Annotated in this window: 23 protein-coding genes; 13 read left to right on the plus strand and 10 right to left on the minus strand. The window is 62.6% G+C overall.

Going from position 1 to position 20,284, the window contains the following annotated elements:
• The first annotated feature begins 34 nt into the window (after positions 1–34).
• Together urtE and BQ8794_RS35915 are read left to right on the plus strand one after the other, a co-directional pair.
• Positions 35–730: an urea ABC transporter ATP-binding subunit UrtE gene (urtE, locus tag BQ8794_RS33490; RefSeq protein WP_077384017.1), complete on the plus strand. Its 696-nt coding sequence runs from the start codon at positions 35–37 to the stop codon at positions 728–730.
• A gap of 309 nt (positions 731–1,039) precedes the next feature.
• Entirely contained in the window at positions 1,040–1,216 is a 177-nt protein-coding gene (locus BQ8794_RS35915) for a hypothetical protein (protein WP_077384018.1), read from the plus strand.
• A gap of 33 nt (positions 1,217–1,249) precedes the next feature.
• On the opposite strand, the gene BQ8794_RS33500 is transcribed toward BQ8794_RS35915, so the two are convergent.
• The 7 genes from BQ8794_RS33500 to BQ8794_RS33530 all read right to left on the minus strand — a co-directional run bounded on the left by BQ8794_RS33500 (position 1,250) and on the right by BQ8794_RS33530 (position 8,232).
• Positions 1,250–2,056 carry a DUF72 domain-containing protein gene (locus BQ8794_RS33500; RefSeq protein WP_077384019.1) on the minus strand — a complete coding sequence of 269 codons (807 nt, stop codon included), beginning with the start codon at positions 2,054–2,056 and terminating at the stop codon, positions 1,250–1,252.
• A 206-nt stretch (positions 2,057–2,262) separates the two neighbouring features.
• A complete protein-coding gene (gene uvrA / locus BQ8794_RS33505; RefSeq protein ID WP_077384020.1) occupies positions 2,263–5,184 on the minus strand; it encodes an excinuclease ABC subunit UvrA in 2,922 nt (973 codons plus the stop codon).
• Between the two features lie 815 nt (positions 5,185–5,999).
• Positions 6,000–6,218, minus strand: coding sequence for a hypothetical protein (locus BQ8794_RS33510; protein WP_342189065.1), 219 nt, complete (start codon positions 6,216–6,218; stop codon positions 6,000–6,002).
• 115 nt (positions 6,219–6,333) lie between these two features.
• Entirely contained in the window at positions 6,334–6,939 is a 606-nt protein-coding gene (locus BQ8794_RS33515) for an ATP-dependent Clp protease proteolytic subunit (RefSeq protein WP_077384021.1), read from the minus strand.
• A gap of 21 nt (positions 6,940–6,960) precedes the next feature.
• Entirely contained in the window at positions 6,961–7,455 is a 495-nt protein-coding gene (locus BQ8794_RS33520) for an SRPBCC family protein (protein WP_077384022.1), read from the minus strand.
• Positions 7,452–7,766 (minus strand): ArsR/SmtB family transcription factor, encoded by a 315-nt coding sequence (locus BQ8794_RS33525; RefSeq protein ID WP_077384023.1) that lies wholly within the window; start codon positions 7,764–7,766, stop codon positions 7,452–7,454. The genes BQ8794_RS33520 and BQ8794_RS33525 overlap by 4 nt, the downstream gene beginning before the upstream one ends.
• Positions 7,767–7,842: 76 nt before the next feature.
• Complete coding sequence (locus tag BQ8794_RS33530; RefSeq protein ID WP_143744827.1) at positions 7,843–8,232, minus strand: cupin domain-containing protein; 390 nt, start codon at positions 8,230–8,232, stop codon at positions 7,843–7,845.
• A gap of 221 nt (positions 8,233–8,453) precedes the next feature.
• Here BQ8794_RS33530 and BQ8794_RS33535 point away from each other — a divergent pair, with 221 nt between their 5' ends.
• Together BQ8794_RS33535 and BQ8794_RS33540 are read left to right on the plus strand one after the other, a co-directional pair.
• The gene (locus BQ8794_RS33535) at positions 8,454–8,969 is read left to right on the plus strand and encodes a single-stranded DNA-binding protein (protein WP_027151956.1); all 516 of its coding nucleotides are present in this window, start codon (positions 8,454–8,456) and stop codon (positions 8,967–8,969) included.
• 129 nt (positions 8,970–9,098) lie between these two features.
• Entirely contained in the window at positions 9,099–9,524 is a 426-nt protein-coding gene (locus BQ8794_RS33540; protein WP_077384024.1) for an OsmC family protein, read from the plus strand.
• Between the two features lie 87 nt (positions 9,525–9,611).
• Here BQ8794_RS33540 and BQ8794_RS33545 read toward each other — a convergent pair whose 3' ends face one another.
• Positions 9,612–10,241 carry a MarC family protein gene (locus tag BQ8794_RS33545; RefSeq protein WP_077384025.1) on the minus strand — a complete coding sequence of 210 codons (630 nt, stop codon included), beginning with the start codon at positions 10,239–10,241 and terminating at the stop codon, positions 9,612–9,614.
• Positions 10,242–10,319: 78 nt separating this feature from the next.
• Positions 10,320–10,856, minus strand: coding sequence for a hypothetical protein (locus BQ8794_RS33550; protein WP_077384026.1), 537 nt, complete (start codon positions 10,854–10,856; stop codon positions 10,320–10,322).
• Positions 10,857–10,941: 85 nt separating this feature from the next.
• Here BQ8794_RS33550 and BQ8794_RS33555 point away from each other — a divergent pair, with 85 nt between their 5' ends.
• Positions 10,942–11,796 (plus strand): helix-turn-helix transcriptional regulator, encoded by an 855-nt coding sequence (locus BQ8794_RS33555; RefSeq protein ID WP_077384027.1) that lies wholly within the window; start codon positions 10,942–10,944, stop codon positions 11,794–11,796.
• A gap of 192 nt (positions 11,797–11,988) precedes the next feature.
• Complete coding sequence (gyrA, locus tag BQ8794_RS33560; protein WP_077384028.1) at positions 11,989–14,799, plus strand: DNA gyrase subunit A; 2,811 nt, start codon at positions 11,989–11,991, stop codon at positions 14,797–14,799.
• Between the two features lie 62 nt (positions 14,800–14,861).
• Here gyrA and BQ8794_RS33565 read toward each other — a convergent pair whose 3' ends face one another.
• Entirely contained in the window at positions 14,862–15,014 is a 153-nt protein-coding gene (locus tag BQ8794_RS33565; RefSeq protein ID WP_077384029.1) for a hypothetical protein, read from the minus strand.
• 325 nt (positions 15,015–15,339) lie between these two features.
• Here BQ8794_RS33565 and coaD point away from each other — a divergent pair, with 325 nt between their 5' ends.
• From coaD to BQ8794_RS33600, 7 genes are all read left to right on the plus strand, one after another.
• Positions 15,340–15,840, plus strand: a complete 501-nt coding sequence (coaD, locus tag BQ8794_RS33570; protein ID WP_077384030.1) for a pantetheine-phosphate adenylyltransferase — start codon at positions 15,340–15,342, stop codon at positions 15,838–15,840.
• A gap of 75 nt (positions 15,841–15,915) precedes the next feature.
• On the plus strand, positions 15,916–16,506 hold the full coding sequence (locus BQ8794_RS33575; protein ID WP_077384146.1) for a peptidylprolyl isomerase: 591 nt from the start codon (positions 15,916–15,918) through the stop codon (positions 16,504–16,506).
• A gap of 28 nt (positions 16,507–16,534) precedes the next feature.
• Positions 16,535–17,047: a peptidylprolyl isomerase gene (locus BQ8794_RS33580; protein ID WP_077384031.1), complete on the plus strand. Its 513-nt coding sequence runs from the start codon at positions 16,535–16,537 to the stop codon at positions 17,045–17,047.
• On the plus strand, positions 17,044–17,442 hold the full coding sequence (locus BQ8794_RS33585) for a hypothetical protein (protein ID WP_077384032.1): 399 nt from the start codon (positions 17,044–17,046) through the stop codon (positions 17,440–17,442). Before BQ8794_RS33580 ends, BQ8794_RS33585 begins: the two co-directional genes overlap by 4 nt.
• 12 nt (positions 17,443–17,454) lie before the next feature.
• Entirely contained in the window at positions 17,455–18,567 is a 1,113-nt protein-coding gene (gene queA, locus BQ8794_RS33590; protein WP_077384033.1) for a tRNA preQ1(34) S-adenosylmethionine ribosyltransferase-isomerase QueA, read from the plus strand.
• Positions 18,564–19,694 carry a tRNA guanosine(34) transglycosylase Tgt gene (gene tgt, locus BQ8794_RS33595; protein WP_077384034.1) on the plus strand — a complete coding sequence of 377 codons (1,131 nt, stop codon included), beginning with the start codon at positions 18,564–18,566 and terminating at the stop codon, positions 19,692–19,694. Before queA ends, tgt begins: the two co-directional genes overlap by 4 nt.
• A gap of 220 nt (positions 19,695–19,914) precedes the next feature.
• Positions 19,915–20,151: an Lrp/AsnC ligand binding domain-containing protein gene (locus tag BQ8794_RS33600; protein WP_077384035.1), complete on the plus strand. Its 237-nt coding sequence runs from the start codon at positions 19,915–19,917 to the stop codon at positions 20,149–20,151.
• Positions 20,152–20,284 lie beyond the last annotated feature (133 nt).

Here is a 20,284-nt window from a genome sequence, read left to right on the forward strand (position 1 = left end):
CTTTCGTTCTTCAGGCGCTGGAGAAGGCGCTGACATGCTCGAAGTTTCCAACGCCACGCTGCACTATGGCGCCGCCCAGGCGCTGCGTGGCGTCTCGCTGAAGGCCGGCGCCGGCAAGATCACCTGCGTGCTCGGCCGCAACGGCGTCGGCAAAACCAGTTTGATGAGATCGATCGTCGGCCACCACAGGCTGACGAGCGGAAGCGTTGCCTTCGAGGGGAAGGCGCTCGACCGGAGCGCGGCGTATGATCGCGCCCGGTCGGGCATCGCATTCGTGCCGCAGGGCAGGGAGATCTTCCCGCTGCTTACCGTGCGGGAAAACCTCGAATCGGGCTTTGCGCCATTGAAGCGCGCCGACCGCAACATTCCTGGCCACGTTTTCGAATTGTTCCCGGTGCTGAAGCAGATGCTCGCGCGCCGCGGCGGCGACCTGTCCGGCGGCCAGCAGCAGCAGCTTGCCATTGGCAGGGCACTGGTGATGCGGCCGAAACTGCTGGTGCTCGACGAGCCGACCGAGGGCATCCAGCCGTCGATCATCAAGGATATCGGCCGCGCCATCCGCTATCTGCGCGACCAGGCTGATATCGCGGTGCTGCTGGTCGAACAGTATCTCGATTTCTGCCGGGAACTGGCCGACGAGGTCAACATCATGGACCGCGGCCTGATCGTCCACTCCGGCCCGGCCGAGGATCTCGACCGGGCGGATGTGAGGAAATTTCTTACGGTTTAATCGCAGACCCTCGAGATTAGCCGAACCATCTCTCGCTCTCGCGTCGGTCGAGTAGAGGCGATGGTCGCCCATCGCCTCTACTCGACCGAAATCACGAAGGCCCGCTCAGTCTTTCCTGAACGCCTCTGGCGCGCTGAAGATTGCATGCTAGGCTTTACTTGGCCTTGTTGAGTCGGCCGCTTTCCGTATCAGTCTCGTCGACAGATCAAGGTGAGGCGCAGGCTCAGCCGGCACGTTCCGTGCAAGCAGTCCTTTCCGGCGATCTGATCGTTGTCAAACGCATTTGGGGCACTTGGGCCAGGGCAGCCGATGGAACGTTACCTCGAGGACCACCAGAAACGACGGCTTACCGAGCGCGTCGACATCATGACCGCCATCGATATTCTGAAATCGCAAGGATACAACCACGACGAACTGATCGCGGAACTCACCAAGGTGTTCTTCGTCGATCTCGATGTCTACAACGAAGTCGTGGTGGCGGCGTGACAGAAAGGGTGGATGCGCTGTGCCGCCCCAACGTCAGCCTGTGGCGCGCGTCATCAGCGCCATGGCGCCGAACGGCGCGCGGGCCTTGCCTTCGGTGATGAAGTAGACGAACACATCGCGCGGTTTGACCGGTGCTTCGGTTGAGGGATCGGCGCGCGTCAGGTCGGCCGGCGCCTTGCCCTGCGCCCAGGTCTTTGCCCGCGCCGCCCATTCGTCGAGCGCCTTTGGCGTGTAGCAGTCGGGATTGTCGTCGCTGCCGGTCTGCAGCCGGACATAGACGAAATCGCCGGTGACGTCGGCGATTGCTGGATATTTGGCGTGGTCGGCGTAGACGATCGCGACCTTGTATTGGCGCGCCAGGGCGGCGAACTCCGGCACGACGAAACTGTCGTTGCGCACCTCGACCGCATGGCGGAGCGCAATGCCGTCCTGCTTTTCAGGCAACAGCTTGAGGAAAGCCTCGAAATCATCCCGGTCGAATTTTTTGGTTGGCGCGAACTGCCACAGGATCGGCCCGAGCTTGTCGCCGAGCGCGACGACGCCCGATCCCAGGAAACGCGTCATCGACTCGCCGGCCTCACCGAGCACGCGGCGGTTGGTGACGAAACGGTTGCCTTTCAGCGAATAGATAAAACCGTCCGGCGCCTCGTTTGCCCATTTGACGAAGGTCGGCTCCTTGAAACTCGAATAATAGGTGCCGTTGACCTCGATGCTTGGCACCTGCCGGGTTGCGTAGTGCAGCTGCTTCGCCTTGGACAACTTGTCCGGATAGAAAGACGTGTCCCACGGCTCGAAGGTCCAGCCGCCCATGCCGGCGCGGATTTTTCCAGATTGAGTCACTGTCGTCCTCCCGGGTTGAAATGGATCAGGCCGTAGCGAGCGTCTCGACAGCTTTAGCCATGTCGACAAGCGTCTGTCCTGGCCGGTGCGGATTGGGCGTAGGGCGCATTGGCGGCTTCCGTCAGCCGGACGACAGCATCAAGATCACCGGCAAGGGCTCTTCTTATCTTCATTTGGAGGTCTTTCAAACGTCAGCCAGCCTTCACTCACTCCGCCGCTTCGCGCTTGCCTCCGGGCCGCCGCTCCAGCAATTCCCTGAGGAACTGGCCGGTGTAGCTGCGTTTTTCGCGGACGATATCCTCCGGCGTGCCTGAGGCCACCAGCTCGCCGCCGCCGTCGCCGCCTTCGGGACCGAGGTCGAGCACCCAGTCGGCGGTTTTTATCACCTCGAGATTGTGCTCGATGACGACCACCGTGTTGCCCTGGTCGACCAGTTCGTGCAGCACTTCCAATAGCTTGGCGACGTCGTGGAAATGCAGGCCGGTGGTCGGCTCGTCAAGGATGTAGAGCGTCTTGCCGGTCGCCTTGCGCGACAGTTCCTTGGCCAGCTTGATGCGCTGCGCCTCGCCGCCCGACAAAGTCGTCGCCTGCTGGCCGACATGGATGTAGCCGAGGCCGACCTGCTTCAGCGTCTCCAGCTTGTCGCGCACGCCGGGCACCGCGGCGAAGAAATCGACGCCTTCCTCGACCGTCATGTCGAGCACGTCGGCAATCGACTTGCCCTTGAACAGGACGTCGAGCGTCTCTCTGTTATAGCGCTTGCCGTGGCAGACGTCGCAGGTGACGTAGACATCGGGCAGGAAGTGCATCTCGATCTTGATGACGCCGTCGCCCTGGCAGGCCTCGCAGCGGCCGCCCTTGACGTTGAACGAGAAGCGACCCGGCTGATAGCCGCGCGCCTTGGACTCCGGCAGGCCGGCGAACCAGTCGCGGATCGGCGTGAAGGCGCCGGTATAGGTGGCGGGATTAGAGCGCGGCGTCCTTCCGATCGGCGACTGGTCGATATCGATGACCTTGTCGAGGAACTCGAGGCCCTCGATGCGGTCGTGCTCGGCCGGGTGCTCGCGCGAGCCCATGATGCGGCGCGACGCCGCCTTGAACAAGGTCTCGATCAGGAAGGTCGACTTGCCGCCGCCGGAGACGCCGGTGACGGCGGTGAAGGTGCCGAGCGGGATTTCGGCGGTGACGTTCTTCAGATTGTTGCCGCGCGCGCCGACGATCTTCAGGCGCCGGTTCTTCTTGGCCTCTCGCCGCACCGCCGGCGTCGCCACTTCGAGCTCGCCGGACAGGTATTTGCCGGTGATCGAGGCGGGGCTGGCCATGATCTGCTGCGGCGTTCCCTGCGCGATGATGTGGCCGCCGTGGATGCCGGCGGCCGGGCCGATATCGACGACATAATCGGCATGCAGGATGGCGTCCTCGTCATGCTCGACGACGATCACCGTGTTGCCGATGTCGCGCAAATGCTTCAGCGTGTCGAGCAGGCGCGCATTGTCGCGCTGGTGCAAGCCGATCGACGGCTCGTCCAGCACATAGAGCACGCCGGTGAGGCCGGAGCCGATCTGCGAGGCCAGCCGTATGCGCTGGCTCTCGCCGCCCGACAGCGTGCCGGAATTGCGCGACAGCGTCAGGTAGTCGAGCCCGACATCGTTGAGGAAGCGCAGCCGCTCGCGGATTTCCTTGAGCACGCGCACCGCGATCTCGTTCTGCTTGTCGCTGAGTGCGGAGGGCAGCTCGGTGAACCATTGGTCGGCCTTGCGGATCGACAGCTCGGTGACCTCGCCGATATGCCTGCCGGCAATCTTCACCGCCAGCGCTTCCGGCTTCAGCCGATAGCCGCGGCAGGCCGGGCAAGGCGTGGCCGACATGAAGCGCTCGATCTCCTCGCGCATCCAGGCAGATTCGGTTTCCTTCCAGCGCCGTTCGAGATTGGGGATGACGCCTTCGAAGGTCTTTGTCGTCTGGTAGGAGCGCAGCCCGTCATCGTACTGGAAAGTGACCTCGCGCTCGCCGGTGCCGTGCAGGATGGCTTGCTTTGCCTGTGCGGTCAGGTCGCGGAACTTGTCGCCGAGCTTGAAGCCATAGGCCTTGCCCAGCGCCTCCAGCGTCTGCACGTAATAGGGCGAGGTCGATTTCGCCCATGGGCTGACGGCGCCGGCGCGCAGCGACAGATTGTCGTCGGGCACGATCAGGCTGGCGTCGATGGCGCGCTGGCTGCCGAGGCCGTCGCAGGTCGGGCAGGCGCCGAACGGGTTGTTGAAGGAGAACAGCCTGGGCTCGATCTCGGGAATGGTGAAGCCGGACACCGGGCAGGCGAATTTTTCGGAGAACAGGATGCGCTCATGCGTCTCGTTCTTCGATTTGTTGACCGAATCCTCGCCGGTCTGGCTGGCGTCGAGCGGCCGGTCGGCGAATTCGGCCACCGCCAGCCCGTCGGCGAGCTTCAGCGCGGTTTCGATGGAATCGGCAAGCCGCGTCGCCAGATCGCCGCGCACGACGATGCGGTCGACGACGACGTCGAGGTCATGCTTGTACTTCTTGTCCAGCGCCGGCACGTCGGCGATTTCGTAGAAGACACCGTCGACCTTGACGCGCTGAAAACCCTTTTTCTGCAGTTCCAGCAGTTCCTTGCGGTATTCGCCTTTGCGGCCGCGCACCATCGGCGCCAGGATGAACAGCCGCGTGCCTTCCTCGAGCGCCAGCACGCGGTCGACCATCTGCGACACCGTCTGGCTCTCGATCGGCAAGCCGGTGGCCGGCGAATAGGGGATGCCGACGCGCGCGAACAGCAGCCGCATGTAGTCGTAGATTTCGGTGACGGTGCCAACCGTCGAGCGCGGGTTCTTCGACGTGGTCTTCTGTTCGATGGAGATGGCCGGCGACAGGCCGTCGATCTGGTCGACGTCAGGTTTTTGCATCATTTCGAGGAACTGCCGCGCATAGGCCGACAGGCTCTCGACGTAGCGGCGCTGGCCCTCGGCATAGATGGTGTCGAAGGCGAGCGACGACTTGCCGGACCCCGACAGGCCGGTCATGACGATCAGGCTGTCACGCGGCAGGTCGAGGTCGACATTCTTCAGATTGTGTTCGCGCGCCCCGCGAATGGAAAGATATTTATGGTCGGCCATCGCCGGTCGCCGCCTCAGATCTGGAATCTCGTGGGATGGCGGGTTGTCCCGGCCATCCCCTATGTAGGTAACTTCGCCACCGTTTCGAGAGAACTCTCGACCAAGCCTTTAACCGTCTTTCGCGCGGGCGAGCAAGCGGAAAGAACAAAGGCCGAACACGCTCCTGACAAAATGCTTCCATGTAGTCCACAGCCGACGCCGCGCTGCTCAAAACGGATGCAAATTTCGGATTCGCCACACAAGCGATCACGTTTTTTGTAATCGGCTATCCAGCTGTTGACGTCTCGGGCGCAGGGGGGCAGACTCCAGACGTCACCGAAGCCGACCGTCTTTCGATGGCCTCGCCGCCCCAAGGCGGCCTGCGAGACGCCGCAGGCTTTTGCGATATGCGCTTCGGACGACACCAGTCGCAGTGGACAGAAAAGGAGAGCAGAGGAATGACTCCACCGGACAGTCCCTTGAGGCTCCACGTGTCGCTGGAGCCGCGGCAGGCATAAGTGCCAGGGCCAGGCGTTTTGCGCCGCCAGACAAACCGTGACCTGCCGATCCCATTAAAATCAGAGACTACTAGTCGGATCGTCGGCTGAATGCCGCGAAGCATCCGAAATCAAAAGCCGGCAGTGTACTCCCGGCCAGTTTGGATTTCAGATCCAAAAAAGCCCCGACCGTTTGCGGAAGCAGCGGCGGGGCTGTTCGTTTCAGTGGCGCAAGCGCGCACGAGTACCTGACATTCCTGACATTGTGGCAGCGATGATGGCCGATGGACCTGTCCTATCGCCGGGGGCCTTTAATTGCGCCGGCGCCGACATCCAAGATTAGATTATGCTGCCGGAAATCCTGACATCGGTATCGCCAATCTTGAACTGGCTGTTGCTGCTGGGCATGGCATCGTCGGGTTCGTCAGCCGGCGTGGCGATGCGGTAGTCGTTGGTCACGCCGGGCAGCGTGCCTTCGTGCGGCGGCGTTGAATTGTCTTCGGCGAGCCGGAGGTAATCGCCGCGACGGCGATACCGATAATCAGCCGGTTCAAGCAAATGCGTGAAATCTCGGACATCGGCGGACTGTATCGCCGCACTCTGGCCGAAGCCAGACCGGTGGCGATCAAACTGGCCGAATGGCTTGGTTGTTATCGCTCATGGCGTTCGGCTTTCAAGCCGCCTGTTTGCGCGTATCAAAAACATGGTCGACAAGGCCCCATGTCTTTGCCTCCTCGGCGGTCATGAAATGATCGCGGTCGAGCGTGCGTTCGACCTCTTCGAACGTGCGACCACAGTGGTGCGCGTAAAGCTCGGTCATGCGCCGCTTGGTCCTGAGGATGCCTTCGGCGTGGCGCTGGATGTCGGAGGCCTGGCCCTGGAAACCACCTGAAGGCTGGTGCAGCAGAATGCTGGTGTTGGGCAGCGCGATGCGTCGCCCCGGTGTGCCGGCCATCAGCAGGAAGGAGGCCATCGACGCAGCAAAGCCCATGCAGACGGTGGATACGGGGCAAGAAACGTACTGCATCGTGTCGTAGATGGCGAAGCCGCTGGTCACCACGCCGCCCGGCGAGTTGATGTAGAGGGAAATCTCCTTGTCGGGATTGTCGGATTCCAGCGACAGAAGCTGGGCACAGACCAGCGCCGACACATTGTCGTCGATCGGACCGTTGATGAAGACGATGCGCTCGCGCAGCAGCCGCGAGAAAATGTCGAAGGCGCGTTCGCCGCGGCTCGACTGCTCAATCACCATCGGCACCAAATTGGCAAAACCGCTCATCGCTTTTCTCCGTTGTGCCGCTCAGGCCGCGCGCAGGACGAGGCGAGGCGTGTTTGCGGCTATTGTCTGTCTGGGGTTGTGTGCGTTGAACGAAAGCCGGCAACCGGCGCCGGCAACCGCAGGCGTGGCTACTCGCGCAAATCCGTCGTGGACGATGCGCAGATGCGTGCCACCCGACACAGTGCGGTCGAGCGTGAAGGTGACGATGCTGTCCATTGGGCTATCCATTGGGCTGTCCAGCGGATTCGCTGTATTGCCAGGCGCCGGCCGCTCCCGCCAGGAGTAGCGCAGCAGGCGTTCGGGCTCGGCGTCGAGGATTTCGCACTCGATCGGTGCATCCGCCTTGGCAAAGGCAAAGCGGCTGCCGATCTCCGGCTTGATGTCGTTCGGCATCATCCAGGCCGCGAGCAGGTCCGGCACCGTCAGCGCCCGCCACACTTTTTCCGGCGGGTCTGGAAGCTCGCACTCGAACTCGATCGAGTCTGCCGCCATGTCCGAATGCTGTTTTGCCGTCATTGGTCCATATCCTTCAAAACCGCCTTGAGCCGTTCGATACGCTCGGGCCAGAACGCACGGTAACGCTCGATCCAGCCGAGCAGAGGGTCAAGCCCTTGCGGATCGGCGCGATAATAGGCGTTGCGGCCGGCTCGCCGCTCGGCCACCAGGCCGGCGCCGCGCAGCACCGCGAGATGCTGCGAGACGGCCGGTTGCGACACGCTCATGCCGTTGCGCAGTTCCGACACCGTCATCTCGCCGGCGGCGAGCCGTTCGAAGACGGCGCGGCGCGTCGGGTCGGCAAGCGCTCGAAAAATCTCGGCTGCGATCATGGCAGAAGCATAAGTCGACACTTATTGATTTGGCAAGCGGTGTTTTAGGCTGGCGGTGATTTAGCAGGGTGCTGTTTTAGAGGCTCGCTGGAAGCCAGCGTCTCACCATCTTGGGGGACCCGTCGAACGTCGCCTCGAAAATTGGTGACGCGAGCACGGCGTGGATATGAAGCATTTCTGAGCCGACGTTCCGAAAGCCATGTTTGCTGTGCGCGGGAACAACAAGGGACTGCCCGGGAATCAAGACGACACGCTCCTCATCGATCCACATTTCGGCCTTGCCAGCGACCACGGTAAGCACTTCCTCGACCGGGTGCCAATGTGTCGGGGCGCCAACCGCGGGCTCGACCCATTGTTCAAATATGCAAAGTTGAGTTGCGCCGTTGCGGGCCGAGACGTGCATGCGGGTTTGTACTCCCGCTCGCCACTCTTCTTGCGGCTGGTCCTCATGTGCAACTGTCTTCATTGTGTTCGACCTTCGATCCCGGCGGCCAGATATCGTGGAATTTCCAGGCCCAAGATACTACTTGTTGCTGACATTCCTTGACAATAAGGGTCAAATGAGACTAGAACGAAAAGAGAACAAAAACCTTGTGGGAAAAGCCAGCCACGGCAGGCGGGGATTGTCCGCAGTCTATAAGGTGAGAGCGAGAAAAATTTGTTTTCGGATGAGCGTGGAGAAGTATCATGGCGGGTAGCGTCAACAAGGTCATTCTGGTGGGCAATCTCGGGGCGGACCCGGAAATCCGCCGTTTGAATTCGGGTGAGCCGGTCGTCAATATCCGCGTAGCCACGTCGGAAAGCTGGCGCGACAAGACTTCTGGCGAGCGCAAGGAAAAGACCGAGTGGCACAATGTCGTCATCTTCAACGAGCAGCTCGCCAAGGTCGCCGAGCAGTATCTGAAGAAGGGTGCGAAGGTTTATGTCGAGGGCCAGTTGCAGACGCGCAAATGGCAGGACCAGACCGGCAATGACCGCTACACGACCGAAATCGTGCTGCAGAAATTCCGTGGCGAGCTGCAGATGCTCGACGCACGCGGGCAGGGCGAGGGCGGTCAGGTCGGCAGCTATGCCGGTGGCGGCAGCAGCCGCGGTTCCGATTTCGGCCAGTCCGGCCCGGGCGAGAGTCTCAATCGCGGCGGCGGTGGCGGCAAGGGTGGCGGCGGTTCGTCGCGCGAACTCGACGACGAAATTCCGTTCTGATCCCGGAGCGAACGGCTCTGGGCGAGCTGACACCAGCTACTTGAGGCCACGCATTGGCGTCCCGAAAATCTATATTGGATTTTCGGGACGTTGTGCGTTTGAGCGGTGTGCGGTGAAAGGACGTATCAGGTGAAAGCACGGATCAAATGGGTCGAGGAGCGCACTTTCGTCGGCGAGTCCGGCAGCGGTCACAAGGTGGTGCTGGGGACCGCGTTCGGACCGGATGGCAAGACGCCGGGGCCGAGCCCGATGGAACTGGTGCTGCTCGGCACTGGCGGCTGCTCGGCCTATGATGTCGTCCACATTCTCGAAAAGGGGCGCGAGGCGGTCGAAGACTGCGTGGTCGAACTCGATGCCGACCGGGCGGAGAAGGAGCCGCGGGTGTTCACCCGCATCCATATGCATTTCATCGTCAAGGGCCGAGCGCTTTCGCATGACAAGGTCAGGCGGGCGATCGACCTGTCGATCGAAAAATACTGCTCAGCGACCGCGATGATGGCCAAGACCGCCGCTGTCACGCATGATTTCGAGATTGTCGATACAGCGGCGAAGTAGGATAGCGCCCGGTGGCGGCGGTTCGTCGCGCGAGCTGGACGACGAAAAAGACGGCGTCAGCAATCAAGCGCGGGGGCGCTTTCATTTTCATGCTGCCATCAGCGCCTTGATACCGTCGGCGACGAACTGCACGGCGAGTGCGGCCAGGATGACGCCGAGCAGCCGTGTCAGGATCGAGCGGCCGGTCTGGCCGAGGATACGGTCGATGCGCTCCGACAGCACGAAAACCAGATAGGTGATGACAAGGCAGATCGCGATGATGCCGACAAGGGCTGCCTGCGCGCCAAAACCTGGAAACGAGCCGGACAGCAGGACGGTCGCTGAAATCGCGCCCGGACCGGCGATCAGCGGGATTGCCAGCGGAAATGCGGCGATATTGTGGATCATGTCCTTGGTGATGGCGACGTCGCCGATCTTCTCCTTGCGGTCCTGCCGGCGCTCGAACACCATTTCGAAGGCGATGAAGAACAGCAGGAACCCGCCGGCGACGCGGAACGCCGGCAGCGTGATGCCGAACACCGACAGGATCGACGCGCCGGCGATTGCAAACAGCGCCATCACCAGGAAAGCGATGATCGAGGCGCGCACGGAAACCTGGTTGCGCTCCTCGCGGTTCATGCCGCGCGTCACGGCGAGGAAGAGCGGCGCCAGGCCGGGCGGGTCGATGGTCACCAGAATGGTGACGAAGGCGTTGAACAGGCTGTCGAAGCTCGGCATCTCTGACCCTCCCCGCCGGGCCGTGCCCGAGACCCCAGCATTGGTAGAGCAAAGCGGTGTCAGGGGAAACCGTGCAGGTCAGGTGCTGGCGGCGCGTCGCGCCAGGAACTCGACTTCGACCCGCCAGGTCGCGCCATCGTCCTGCGAGCGTTCGCCCAGCCAACGGAACGAATCTTCGGTGATCCGGGAAAAACTCCAGCGCACCGCGGCGCCGGTGCCGTCGGCGCCTTGCTGGACGATGGTGTCGCCCTCGGCGCGGCCGAGCTGGCGGCTGTAATACTGGGTGCGCGGATCGCTCCAGAAGATATGCCAGGCGTCGACGCCGGGGTCATAGACGCGCAGTGTCGTGCCATAAAAGGTCCATTTGCCGAGCGAGCTCTGTGCGCCAGTGTTCCGCGCGGGCAAGATCCATACGTCCTGGATCGCGCGGCCTTCGAGCACCCAGCCGAAATGCACCTGGCCGCGCCCGGTCAGCACTTGGCCGTCTTCGAGACGGCGCGTGGCATCGAACGTCCAGGCGCCGACGAAGCGGCCGTAAAGGTTCAGTTTTTCGGCAAGGTCTGCTGCTGGCCCGTCACTGTGAAGGGCTTCGGCAAAGGAGGATGAATTGAACATGGTTTCTGCCCACTTTGTCAGGAGACCGGGAAGAATAGGCCGCGCCAGGCTTCTTGCGCTTGGGAAAAATTGCTATGTTTCGGCCATGACGACGAGCGTGCATGCACTGGCGTCCGGAAAAGGCTGGCGGGTGTCGGACGTGGTCTGCACTGCAGGCGTTGCTGATCGCCCGTTCGAGGAAGAGCATCGCAACTTCTGCGTCGCAGTGGTGACCAACGGCACCTTCCGCTACCGCGCACGCCAGGGCACGGCGATGCTGACGCCGGGCGCAATTCTGCTCGGCAACGCCCGCACTTGCTACGAGTGTGGGCACGAGCATGGCGCCGGCGACCGCTGCATCTCCTATCATTTCAGCCCGGCCTATATGGAACAGATCGTCGCCGACACGCCGGGCGCGAAGCAGCTGGCCTTCGAGACGCCGCTTCTGCCGCCCTTGCCGGCGCTGGCACAGCTGCTGGCCGAGGCGGAAGCCGCGCGCGAAATGGCCGACATCGAGGCGTTCGAGGAACTCGGACTGCGGATTGCCGGCGCAGCCGTCGCCTCCGGTATCACGTCCGCTGCCCGGTCACCGAGCCGCCGTGATCAGAAACGCGTCGCGGAGGCGGTGCGGCGCATCGAAAAGGATGCCGAAAGGCCGGTCTCGCTCGCCGAGCTTGCAAGCGAAACGGCGACCAGTCCTTACCATTTCCTGCGCAGCTTCCGGCATGTCGCGGGCATGACGCCCTACCAGTTCGTGCTGAAAACCCGGCTGCACAGGGCGGCGGTGCGGCTGTGCATGTCGGATGAGGCGATCTCGACGATCGCCTTCGAGGCCGGGTTCAACGATTTGTCGACCTTCAACCGCCGTTTCCGGCGCGTGATGGGGGCGGCACCCGGTGCCTACCGGCTCCGGCGGCGAGGCGATAAATTGCCGAACGCATCCGTGGTGCCGGTTTTGTGAAGCAAGAAACTGGCGTGACAATGAGCTTTGCCCCGGCGGCCACGAAAGCGCCTCGGCCATATCGTCGCAATCAGTGATATCCTTTTGAAATCACCACAAAAATCGCCACTGGAAAACTGCCGGGGACGTTGGAGTTTCGACCCGGCATCCTATATAAGCACCAAGTGATTCCTGATTAGATTGTGACCTGATTTGACCGACCAGAAGACACCGCGCGGCGCCGACGGCGGCCCGACCGGCATCGAGCCGATATCCATCATCGAGGAGATGCAGCGCTCCTATCTCGATTACGCCATGAGCGTGATCGTCAGCCGTGCGCTGCCCGACGTGCGCGACGGGTTGAAGCCGGTGCATCGCCGCATTCTCTACGCCGCCCATGAGAGCGGCTACCACTGGAACCGCAAATATGTGAAGTCGGCGCGCCCGGTCGCCGACGTGATGGGTAAATACCATCCGCATGGCGACGCCTCGATCTACGACGCCTTGGTGCGCATGGCGCAGGACTGGTCGCTGCGCGTGCCGCTGATCGACGGGCAGGGCAATTTCGGCTCGATCGACGGCGATCCGCCGGCGGCAATGCGTTACACCGAATCGCGGCTGACCAAGGTCGCGCATGAGTTGCTGGAAGACATCGACAAGGACACCGTCGATTTCCAGGACACTTATGATGCGTCCGGCAGCGAACCGAAAGTCCTGCCGGCGCGCTTTCCGAACCTGTTGGTCAACGGCTCCGGCGGTATCGCCGTCGGCATGGCCACCAACATCCCGCCGCACAATCTGGGCGAGGTCTGCAACGGCGCCATTGCGCTCATCGACAATCCGGCGATCGATCTGCCGGCACTGATGGAGATCATTCCAGGGCCGGATTTCCCGACCGGCGGCATCGTGCTCGGCCGTTCCGGCATCTACAGCGCCTATTCGACCGGCCGCGGCTCCATCGTCATGCGCGGCCGCGTCAACGTCGAGGCGCGCGGCAACGACCGTGAATCGATCGTCATCACCGAGGTTCCCTACCAGGTGAACAAGTCGTCGATGATCGAGAAGATGGCCGAGCTGGTGCGCGACAAGCGCATCGAGGGCATTTCCGACATCCGCGACGAGAGCGACCGCCAGGGCTACCGTGTCGTCATCGAACTGAAGCGCGACGCGGTCGCCGACGTCATCCTCAACCAGCTCTACCGTTTCACGCCGCTGCAGACGTCGTTCGGCGCCAACATGGTGGCGCTGAACGGCGGCAAGCCGGAATTGCTGACGCTGACCGACATGCTGAAGGCGTTCGTCGCCTTCCGCGAGGACGTGATCAGCCGGCGCACGAAATTCCTGCTGCGCAAGGCGCGCGACCGTGCCCATGTGCTGGTCGGCCTTGCCATAGCCGTGGCCAACATCGACGAGGTGATAAAGCTGATCCGCAGCGCGCCGGATCCGCAGACGGCGCGCGAGCAGTTGATGGAGCGGCGCTGGCCCTCCGGCGACGTCGAATCGCTGATCCTGCTGATCGACGATCCGCGCCACCGCATCAACGAGGACGGCACCTACAATCTGTCCGAGGAACAGGCGCGCGCCATCCTCGAACTGCGCCTGCAGCGGCTGACCGCGCTCGGCCGCGACGAGATCGCCGACGAGTTGAACACGATCGGCGCGGAAATTGTTGATTATCTTGACATTTTGTCGTCCCGCGCGCGCATCCAGCAGATCGTCAAGGACGAGCTTGCCGCCGTGCGCGACGAGTTCGGCACGCCGCGCCGCACCGAGCTTTCCGAGGGCGGGGCGGATATGGAAGACGAGGACCTGATCCAGCGCGAGGACATGGTCGTGACGGTCAGCCATTCCGGCTACATCAAGCGTGTGCCGTTGTCGCTCTACCGGGCGCAGCGCCGCGGCGGCAAAGGCCGCTCCGGCATGTCGACCAAGGAAGAGGATTTCGTCACCCGGCTGTTCGTCGCCAACACGCACACGCCGGTGCTGTTCTTCTCCTCGCGCGGCATCGTCTACAAGGAAAAGGTGTGGCGTCTGCCGATCGGCAACCCGCAGTCGCGCGGCAAGGCGCTGATCAACATGCTGCCGCTGGAGCAGGGCGAACGCATCACCACCATCATGCCGCTGCCCGAGGACGAGACCAGCTGGGGCGAGCTCGACGTGATGTTTGCCACGACGCGCGGCACGGTGCGCCGCAACAAGCTGTCGGACTTCGTCCAGGTCAACCGCAACGGCAAGATCGCCATGAAGCTGGAAGAGGAAGGCGACGAGATACTCGGCGTCGAGACCTGCACCGACAATGACGACGTGCTGCTGACCGCAAGCTCCGGCCAGTGCATACGCTTCTCGGTCAGCCACGTGCGCGTTTTCCAGAGCCGCAACTCGGTCGGCGTGCGCGGCATCGCCATGGCTGCCACCGACCGGGTGATCTCGATGGCGGTGATCGAACATGTCGATGCGCCGCCGGCCGAGCGCGCCGCTTATCTCAAGCGGGTGGCGGCCGAACGGCGGCTCGCCGCCGGCATTGCGGCGGGCGAGGACGATGACTTCCAGCTCACCAATGAGGAGGTCGGCGAGGAGACGGAGCTTTCCGACGAGCGCTACGAATTCCTCAAGGCACACGAGCAGTTCGTGCTGACGGTGACGGAATATGGCTACGGCAAGCGCTCGTCGTCCTATGATTTCCGCCTGACAGGGCGCGGCGGCAAGGGCATCCGCGCCACCGATGTGTCGAAAGTGGCTGAGATCGGCCGCCTGGTGGCGACTTTCCCGGTCGGCAATGACGACCAGATCATGCTTGTCTCGGACGGCGGCACCGTCATCCGCGTGCCGGTCAACGGCATTCGTTTCGCCAGCCGCGCCACCAAGGGCGTGACCATCTTCAACACGGCTGACGGCGAGAAGGTCGTTTCGGTGGAGCGGATAACGGAACCGCAGTCGGACGAGGAAGCCGAAGAGAGTGTCGAGGGCGACGCAACTCTGGATACCGGTACTGAAGGCGCTGGCCCGGACAACAACGCCGACTAGTCCTTGATTGATTGGGGAGTGCCGGCCCGATGGACCGGCGCCGTCAACAGATAGCGGCCGGTCTAGAAGTGGCGTGAAGGCTTGCGGATACCGAAGCCTCCGAACCGCTTGGCATTGGACTTGGCGCGGACGCGCTCTGCTTCCTGATGCAGCCCGAATACGGTGGCGATCAGCGTGGCGACGGTCATTGCGGTGGCGAGCATGTAGATCAGCATGTGCGTGTTCTCCTGCACCTAGCAACGATCAAATGGGGTTTTGGTTTCATCTTCTGAAGCTGCAATCTAATGAACGCTGCGTGAAGCCTTCGTGATCGGCCCATTCATTGGTCGTTCATCTCGGCCAAAAGGTTCACTCAAAGCGCATCGCGATTATCGTGGCTCAGGCGATGCGCCTTGAAGTTCCCGTTTGGGTGGGCGCCGCTGTTCCAAACCGCTGCGCACCCTCGGGTCAGGCCATAGGGCAGGCTTTTGCGGCGACTTGCATTGGCGGCTCGCTGATCGGATTTGCCTTTGCGAGAGAGGCTCGCTAGAAGCACCTGCCATGACCGAACGCATCGCCCTTTATGCCGGCTCCTTCGACCCGCCGACCAACGGCCATCTCGACGTGCTGAAGGCGTCGCTGGCTGTGGCGGACACCGTCTATGCGGCGATCGGCATTCATCCCGGCAAGAAGCCGCTGTTTTCGTTCGAGGAACGGGTCGGCCTCATCGAAGCTGCGACGAAGGCCGAATTCGGCCGCGACGGTGTGCGCATCAAGGTCGTCGCTTTCGACGGGCTGGTCATCGACGCTGCCAGGAAGCAGGGCGCCTCGATCATGATCCGTGGCCTGCGCGACGGCACCGATCTCGACTACGAGATGCAGATGGCCGGGATGAACGAGACCATGGCGCCGGGACTGCAGACGGTTTTTCTGCCCGCCAGCCCTTCGGTGCGAACCATTACCGCCACACTTGTCCGTCAGATAGCCTCGATGGGCGGCGACATCCGCCCCTTCGTGCCGGCGGCCGTGGCTGGCGCGCTCACCGCCAAATTCGCGAAATAATGCATGTCGCCCAAACGTGGAACCCGGTTTTGGGGCAACGACATGCGTGAAACAAAGGTTTTCGGAGAAAGATCCATGCAGCTCAAAAGGCTCGCCACCTGCTTTGTCGTTGTTTTCGGTCTTGTGACCGCCTCCGTTTCGGCGTACGCCGCCGATCCGGAAAACACCATGATCATCACGCTGAAGGACGGCGACGTGACCGTCGCGCTCAGGCCCGATCTCGCGCCGAAGCATGTCGAGCAGATCAAGAAGCTGGTGCGCCAGGGCGCTTATGACAACGTCGCTTTCCACCGTGTCATCGACGGCTTCATGGCGCAGACCGGCGACGTGAAGTTCGGCAACATGAACAGCGGCTTCAGCGCCGACGCTGTCGGCACCGGCGGTTCCGATCTTCCCGACCTGCCGGCCGAATTCTCTCAGACCGAGCGCTATCAGCGTGGCGTGGTCGGGATGGCCCGCTCGCAGGACCCGGATTCCGCCAATTCGCAGTTCTTCATCATGTTCGCGCCGGCGCCGCCGCTCGATGGCCAGTACACCATCGTCGGCAATGTCGAGACCGGCATGGAGTTGGTGGACAAGATCAAGAAAGGCGACGCGGCGCAGAACGGGGTCGTCACCGATCCCGATCGCATGATCAAGGTGCGCATCGCCGCCGACGGCAAGTAAACCCATTTATTTCAAAGGATATTCTGACATGGCCGAGATCAAGGACCGCGAGAACGCACTCATCATGGAAACGACCAAGGGCAAGGTCGTCATCGAACTGTTTCCCGATCTGGCGCCTGGCCATGTCGGCCGCATCAAGGAACTGGCGCGCGAAGGCGCTTATGACGGCGTGGTGTTCCACCGCGTCATCGACGGCTTCATGGCGCAGACCGGCGACGTGAAATTCGGCAATTCCAGCAAGCCCTCTTTCGCACCGGCGCGCGCCGGCACTGGCGGCTCCGACAAGCCCGACCTGAAGGCAGAGTTCTCCAACGCCAATCATGGCCGCGGCACCTGCTCGATGGCGCGCTCGCAGAACCCGAACTCGGCCAACTCGCAATTCTTCATCTGCTTCGACGATGCCGCCTTCCTCAACCGCCAATACACGGTCTGGGGCCAGGTTATCGAAGGCATGGACAATGTCGACAAGATCAAGCGCGGCGAGCCGGTGCCGGATCCCGACAAGATCGTGTCGCTGAAGGTCGCGGCCGACGTGGAATGACCTCCTGGGCTGTCGCGGCTATCACTCTGATGCTTGCGGCGGCGGCCGCTCCGGCGCTGGCGACGGAATCGATCGTTTGCAGCGCTGAAGGCGACGCGGCATCGATCGACGTCCTGATGGGGCACACTGCCGTCATCGCGGTTGCGCGTGTATGGCTTGATGCCGGCGGCAGGAACTGGACCACCGACGGTCAGCCGGGTTCGACGAAAGTCATCGTCGGACAGGCATTCGAGGACAACCAGCACGTGGCGATCGATCTCACCGACGAGGGCATCAGCTCGATCGTCGCCAAATTGCGACTGGTCAAGGCCAAGGAACAGTCCGATTCCGCAATGGGCGGCACGCTTAGCATCGCCGGTGTTGGCGCCTGGGCGGTGACCTGCCCGGAATTTTGAGGCGGGATTTTCTTGCGCGTCGATCTTTTCGACTTTGATCTGCCGGAGGAGCGCATCGCGCTTCGACCGGCAGAACCGCGCGACAGCGCCAAAATGCTGGTTGTCAGGCCGGGTGAGGGCCTCGAAGACCGGACGGTGCGCGAGCTGCCGTCGCTGCTCGAGACCGGTGACGTGCTGGTCTTCAACGACACCAAGGTCCTTCCGGCACAGTTGAAGGGCATCAGGCGGCGCGGTGAAGCGGCGGCGCAAATCGAAGCCACGCTGCACATGCGGGTGGCGCCGGACCGCTGGCTGGCTTTCATGCGGCCGGGCAAGCGCATCGCCGCCGGTGACCGCATTCATTTCGGCCATGACGCCAATTCCTGCTTTCTCGGCCAGCTCGATGCCACGGTGATCGAGAAGGGCGAGGCCGGCGAGGCTTTGCTTGGTTTTGACCTCTCAGGTCTGTTTCTCGACGAGGCGCTGCACGCCGTCGGCCACATTCCGCTGCCGCCTTATATCGCTTCGAAGCGCGACGACGACGAACGCGACCGCAGCGACTACCAGACCATCTATGCCAGGGAAGAGGGGGCTGTGGCGGCACCCACTGCCGGCCTGCATTTCACGCCCGAGCTTTTCGCCGCGCTCGATGCCAAGGGCGTCGAACGGCGCTTCGTCACCCTGCATGTCGGCGCCGGCACATTCCTGCCGGTGAAAGTCGACGACACCGCCGATCACAAGATGCATGCCGAGATCGGGTCGGTCAGCCCGGAAACCGCCAAGGCGCTGAACGCGGCAAAGGCGCGTGGCGGGCGCATCATCGCCGTCGGCACGACATCGTTGCGCCTGCTGGAGAGCGCCGCGCGGGAGGACGGCACGCTGGCCGGATGGTCGGGTCCGACCGACATCTTCATCACGCCCGGCTATCGCTTCAAGGCCGCCGACATGCTGATGACCAATTTCCATCTGCCGCGCTCGACGCTGTTCATGCTGGTTTCGGCGTTTTGTGGTCTGGAAACGATGCGTGCGGCCTATGCGCATGCCATCGAGAACCGCTACAGGTTCTACTCCTACGGGGATGCAAGTCTGCTGTTCAAGCAGGAGAACGATGGACGCGCGCCCGGCATAGAACAAGGAATTCAATGACTAAAGCGTTCACCTTCAAGGTGCTGGCGACCGACGGCAAAGCGCGGCGCGGCTCCATCACCATGCCGCGCGGAGAAATCCGCACGCCGGCCTTCATGCCGGTCGGCACCGGCGGCACGGTCAAGACCATGTATATGGATCAAGTGCGCGGCGTCGGCTCGGACATCATCCTTGGCAACACCTATCATCTGATGCTGCGGCCGGGCGCCGAGCGTGTGGCGCGGCTTGGCGGTCTGCATGAATTCGCCCGCTGGCCGCATCCGATCCTGACCGACAGCGGCGGCTTCCAGGTGATGTCGCTGTCGAAGCTGAGGAAACTGACCGAAAAGGGCGTCACCTTCCGCTCCCATATCGACGGCGCCGCCTATGAGATGTCGCCCGAGCGCTCGATCGAAATCCAGGGACTGCTCGGCGCCGACATCCAGATGCAGCTCGACGAATGCACCGCGCTGCCGGCCATGGAGAAGGAGATCGAGCGGGCGATGGAGCTGTCGCTGCGCTGGGCCGAGCGTTGCAGGACGGCGTTCGGCGACCAGCAGGGCAAGGCGATGTTCGGCATCGTCCAGGGCGGCGACATAGCGGCCCTGCGGCTGCGCTCGGCGCAGGCGCTGAAAGCGATGGACCTCAAGGGCTACGCGATCGGCGGGCTGGCGGTCGGCGAGCCGCAACCGGTGATGCTCGAAATGCTCGACATCACCTGCCCGGAGCTGCCGGCGGACAGGCCGCGCTATCTGATGGGTGTCGGCACGCCTGACGACATATTGAAATCGGTGGCGCGCGGCATCGACATGTTCGATTGCGTGATGCCGACACGCGCCGGCCGTCATGGCCTCGCCTATACAAGGCGCGGCAAGGTCAATTTGCGCAACGCCCGCCATGCCGACGATCCGCGGCCGCTGGACGAGGAGAGCGACTGCCCGGCCGCTAGAGATTATTCACGCGCCTACCTGCACCATCTGGTTCGCTCGCAAGAGGCGCTGGGGGCGATGCTTCTGACCTGGAACAATCTTTCCTACTATCAGAAGCTGATGCAGGACATTCGTGCCGCCATCGAAGCAGGCGCCTTTGAGGCGCGGGCGGCAGAGATTTCCGAACGCTGGGCTAGGGGCGATATCCCAGGGATGTGATGGTGCTCTGGTGCTCAGCGAAGTACCGCGCGCAGGTTGCAGCCAGTGATGCGGAAACTTCCGTTGAGCAATCCTTGCCGTCCGGCCCGACGATCGGCACATTTCGGCGATTGGCTCACCTAAGTTGCGTTCTGCCGGAGCTCCGTCCTGAAGCTTGAAAGCCGGGCGGCAGTCTGCCACAAGGGCGGCTCATGCGTGCAAGCTTGAGCAGGACCGGGCAATGAAGGCATTTTTCGTGCAGATAAAGTGCGATCTGGGCAAGTCCTATGACGTTGCCGGCGCGTTGGCCGATGCCGAGATCGCCTCGGAAATCTACTCGACAGCCGGCGACTACGATCTGCTCGCCAAATTCTACGTCGACGACGGGGAAGACATCGGCCACTTCGTCAACGAGAAGGTGCAGATTCTTCCAGGCATCAAGGACACGTTCACGGTCGTCACCTTCCGCGCGTTCTGAGAGACCGTTTGGAAACTCTACTCTGGCGGCCATCTGATGGCGTTTTCTGCGCTTCCGGTGCTCACGGACCAGCGCATGACCCCGGAAACCGATTTCGGTTTCCGGAAAGGATCATGCGCAAATGCAGAGTGTT

Source organism: Mesorhizobium prunaredense, from assembly GCF_900156895.1.
GTDB lineage: Bacteria > Pseudomonadota > Alphaproteobacteria > Rhizobiales > Rhizobiaceae > Mesorhizobium > Mesorhizobium prunaredense.

Excerpts from the sequence above, each read along its gene's own strand:
- urtE (WP_077384017.1), top strand. The coding sequence starts at position 35 with ATGCTCGAAGTTTCCAACGCCACGCTGCACTATGGCGCCGCCCAGGCG.
- BQ8794_RS33525 (WP_077384023.1), bottom strand. The coding sequence starts at position 7,766 with ATGATCGCAGCCGAGATTTTTCGAGCGCTTGCCGACCCGACGCGCCGC.
- BQ8794_RS35915 (WP_077384018.1), top strand. The coding sequence starts at position 1,040 with ATGGAACGTTACCTCGAGGACCACCAGAAACGACGGCTTACCGAGCGC.
- BQ8794_RS33520 (WP_077384022.1), bottom strand. The coding sequence starts at position 7,455 with ATGACGGCAAAACAGCATTCGGACATGGCGGCAGACTCGATCGAGTTC.
- BQ8794_RS33600 (WP_077384035.1), top strand. The coding sequence starts at position 19,915 with ATGAAGGCATTTTTCGTGCAGATAAAGTGCGATCTGGGCAAGTCCTAT.
- BQ8794_RS33550 (WP_077384026.1), bottom strand. The coding sequence starts at position 10,856 with ATGTTCAATTCATCCTCCTTTGCCGAAGCCCTTCACAGTGACGGGCCA.
- coaD (WP_077384030.1), top strand. The coding sequence starts at position 15,340 with ATGACCGAACGCATCGCCCTTTATGCCGGCTCCTTCGACCCGCCGACC.
- BQ8794_RS33585 (WP_077384032.1), top strand. The coding sequence starts at position 17,044 with ATGACCTCCTGGGCTGTCGCGGCTATCACTCTGATGCTTGCGGCGGCG.
- tgt (WP_077384034.1), top strand. The coding sequence starts at position 18,564 with ATGACTAAAGCGTTCACCTTCAAGGTGCTGGCGACCGACGGCAAAGCG.
- BQ8794_RS33545 (WP_077384025.1), bottom strand. The coding sequence starts at position 10,241 with ATGCCGAGCTTCGACAGCCTGTTCAACGCCTTCGTCACCATTCTGGTG.
- BQ8794_RS33515 (WP_077384021.1), bottom strand. The coding sequence starts at position 6,939 with ATGAGCGGTTTTGCCAATTTGGTGCCGATGGTGATTGAGCAGTCGAGC.
- BQ8794_RS33535 (WP_027151956.1), top strand. The coding sequence starts at position 8,454 with ATGGCGGGTAGCGTCAACAAGGTCATTCTGGTGGGCAATCTCGGGGCG.
- BQ8794_RS33565 (WP_077384029.1), bottom strand. The coding sequence starts at position 15,014 with ATGCTGATCTACATGCTCGCCACCGCAATGACCGTCGCCACGCTGATC.
- BQ8794_RS33555 (WP_077384027.1), top strand. The coding sequence starts at position 10,942 with ATGACGACGAGCGTGCATGCACTGGCGTCCGGAAAAGGCTGGCGGGTG.
- BQ8794_RS33530 (WP_143744827.1), bottom strand. The coding sequence starts at position 8,232 with ATGAAGACAGTTGCACATGAGGACCAGCCGCAAGAAGAGTGGCGAGCG.
- uvrA (WP_077384020.1), bottom strand. The coding sequence starts at position 5,184 with ATGGCCGACCATAAATATCTTTCCATTCGCGGGGCGCGCGAACACAAT.
- BQ8794_RS33575 (WP_077384146.1), top strand. The coding sequence starts at position 15,916 with ATGCAGCTCAAAAGGCTCGCCACCTGCTTTGTCGTTGTTTTCGGTCTT.
- BQ8794_RS33580 (WP_077384031.1), top strand. The coding sequence starts at position 16,535 with ATGGCCGAGATCAAGGACCGCGAGAACGCACTCATCATGGAAACGACC.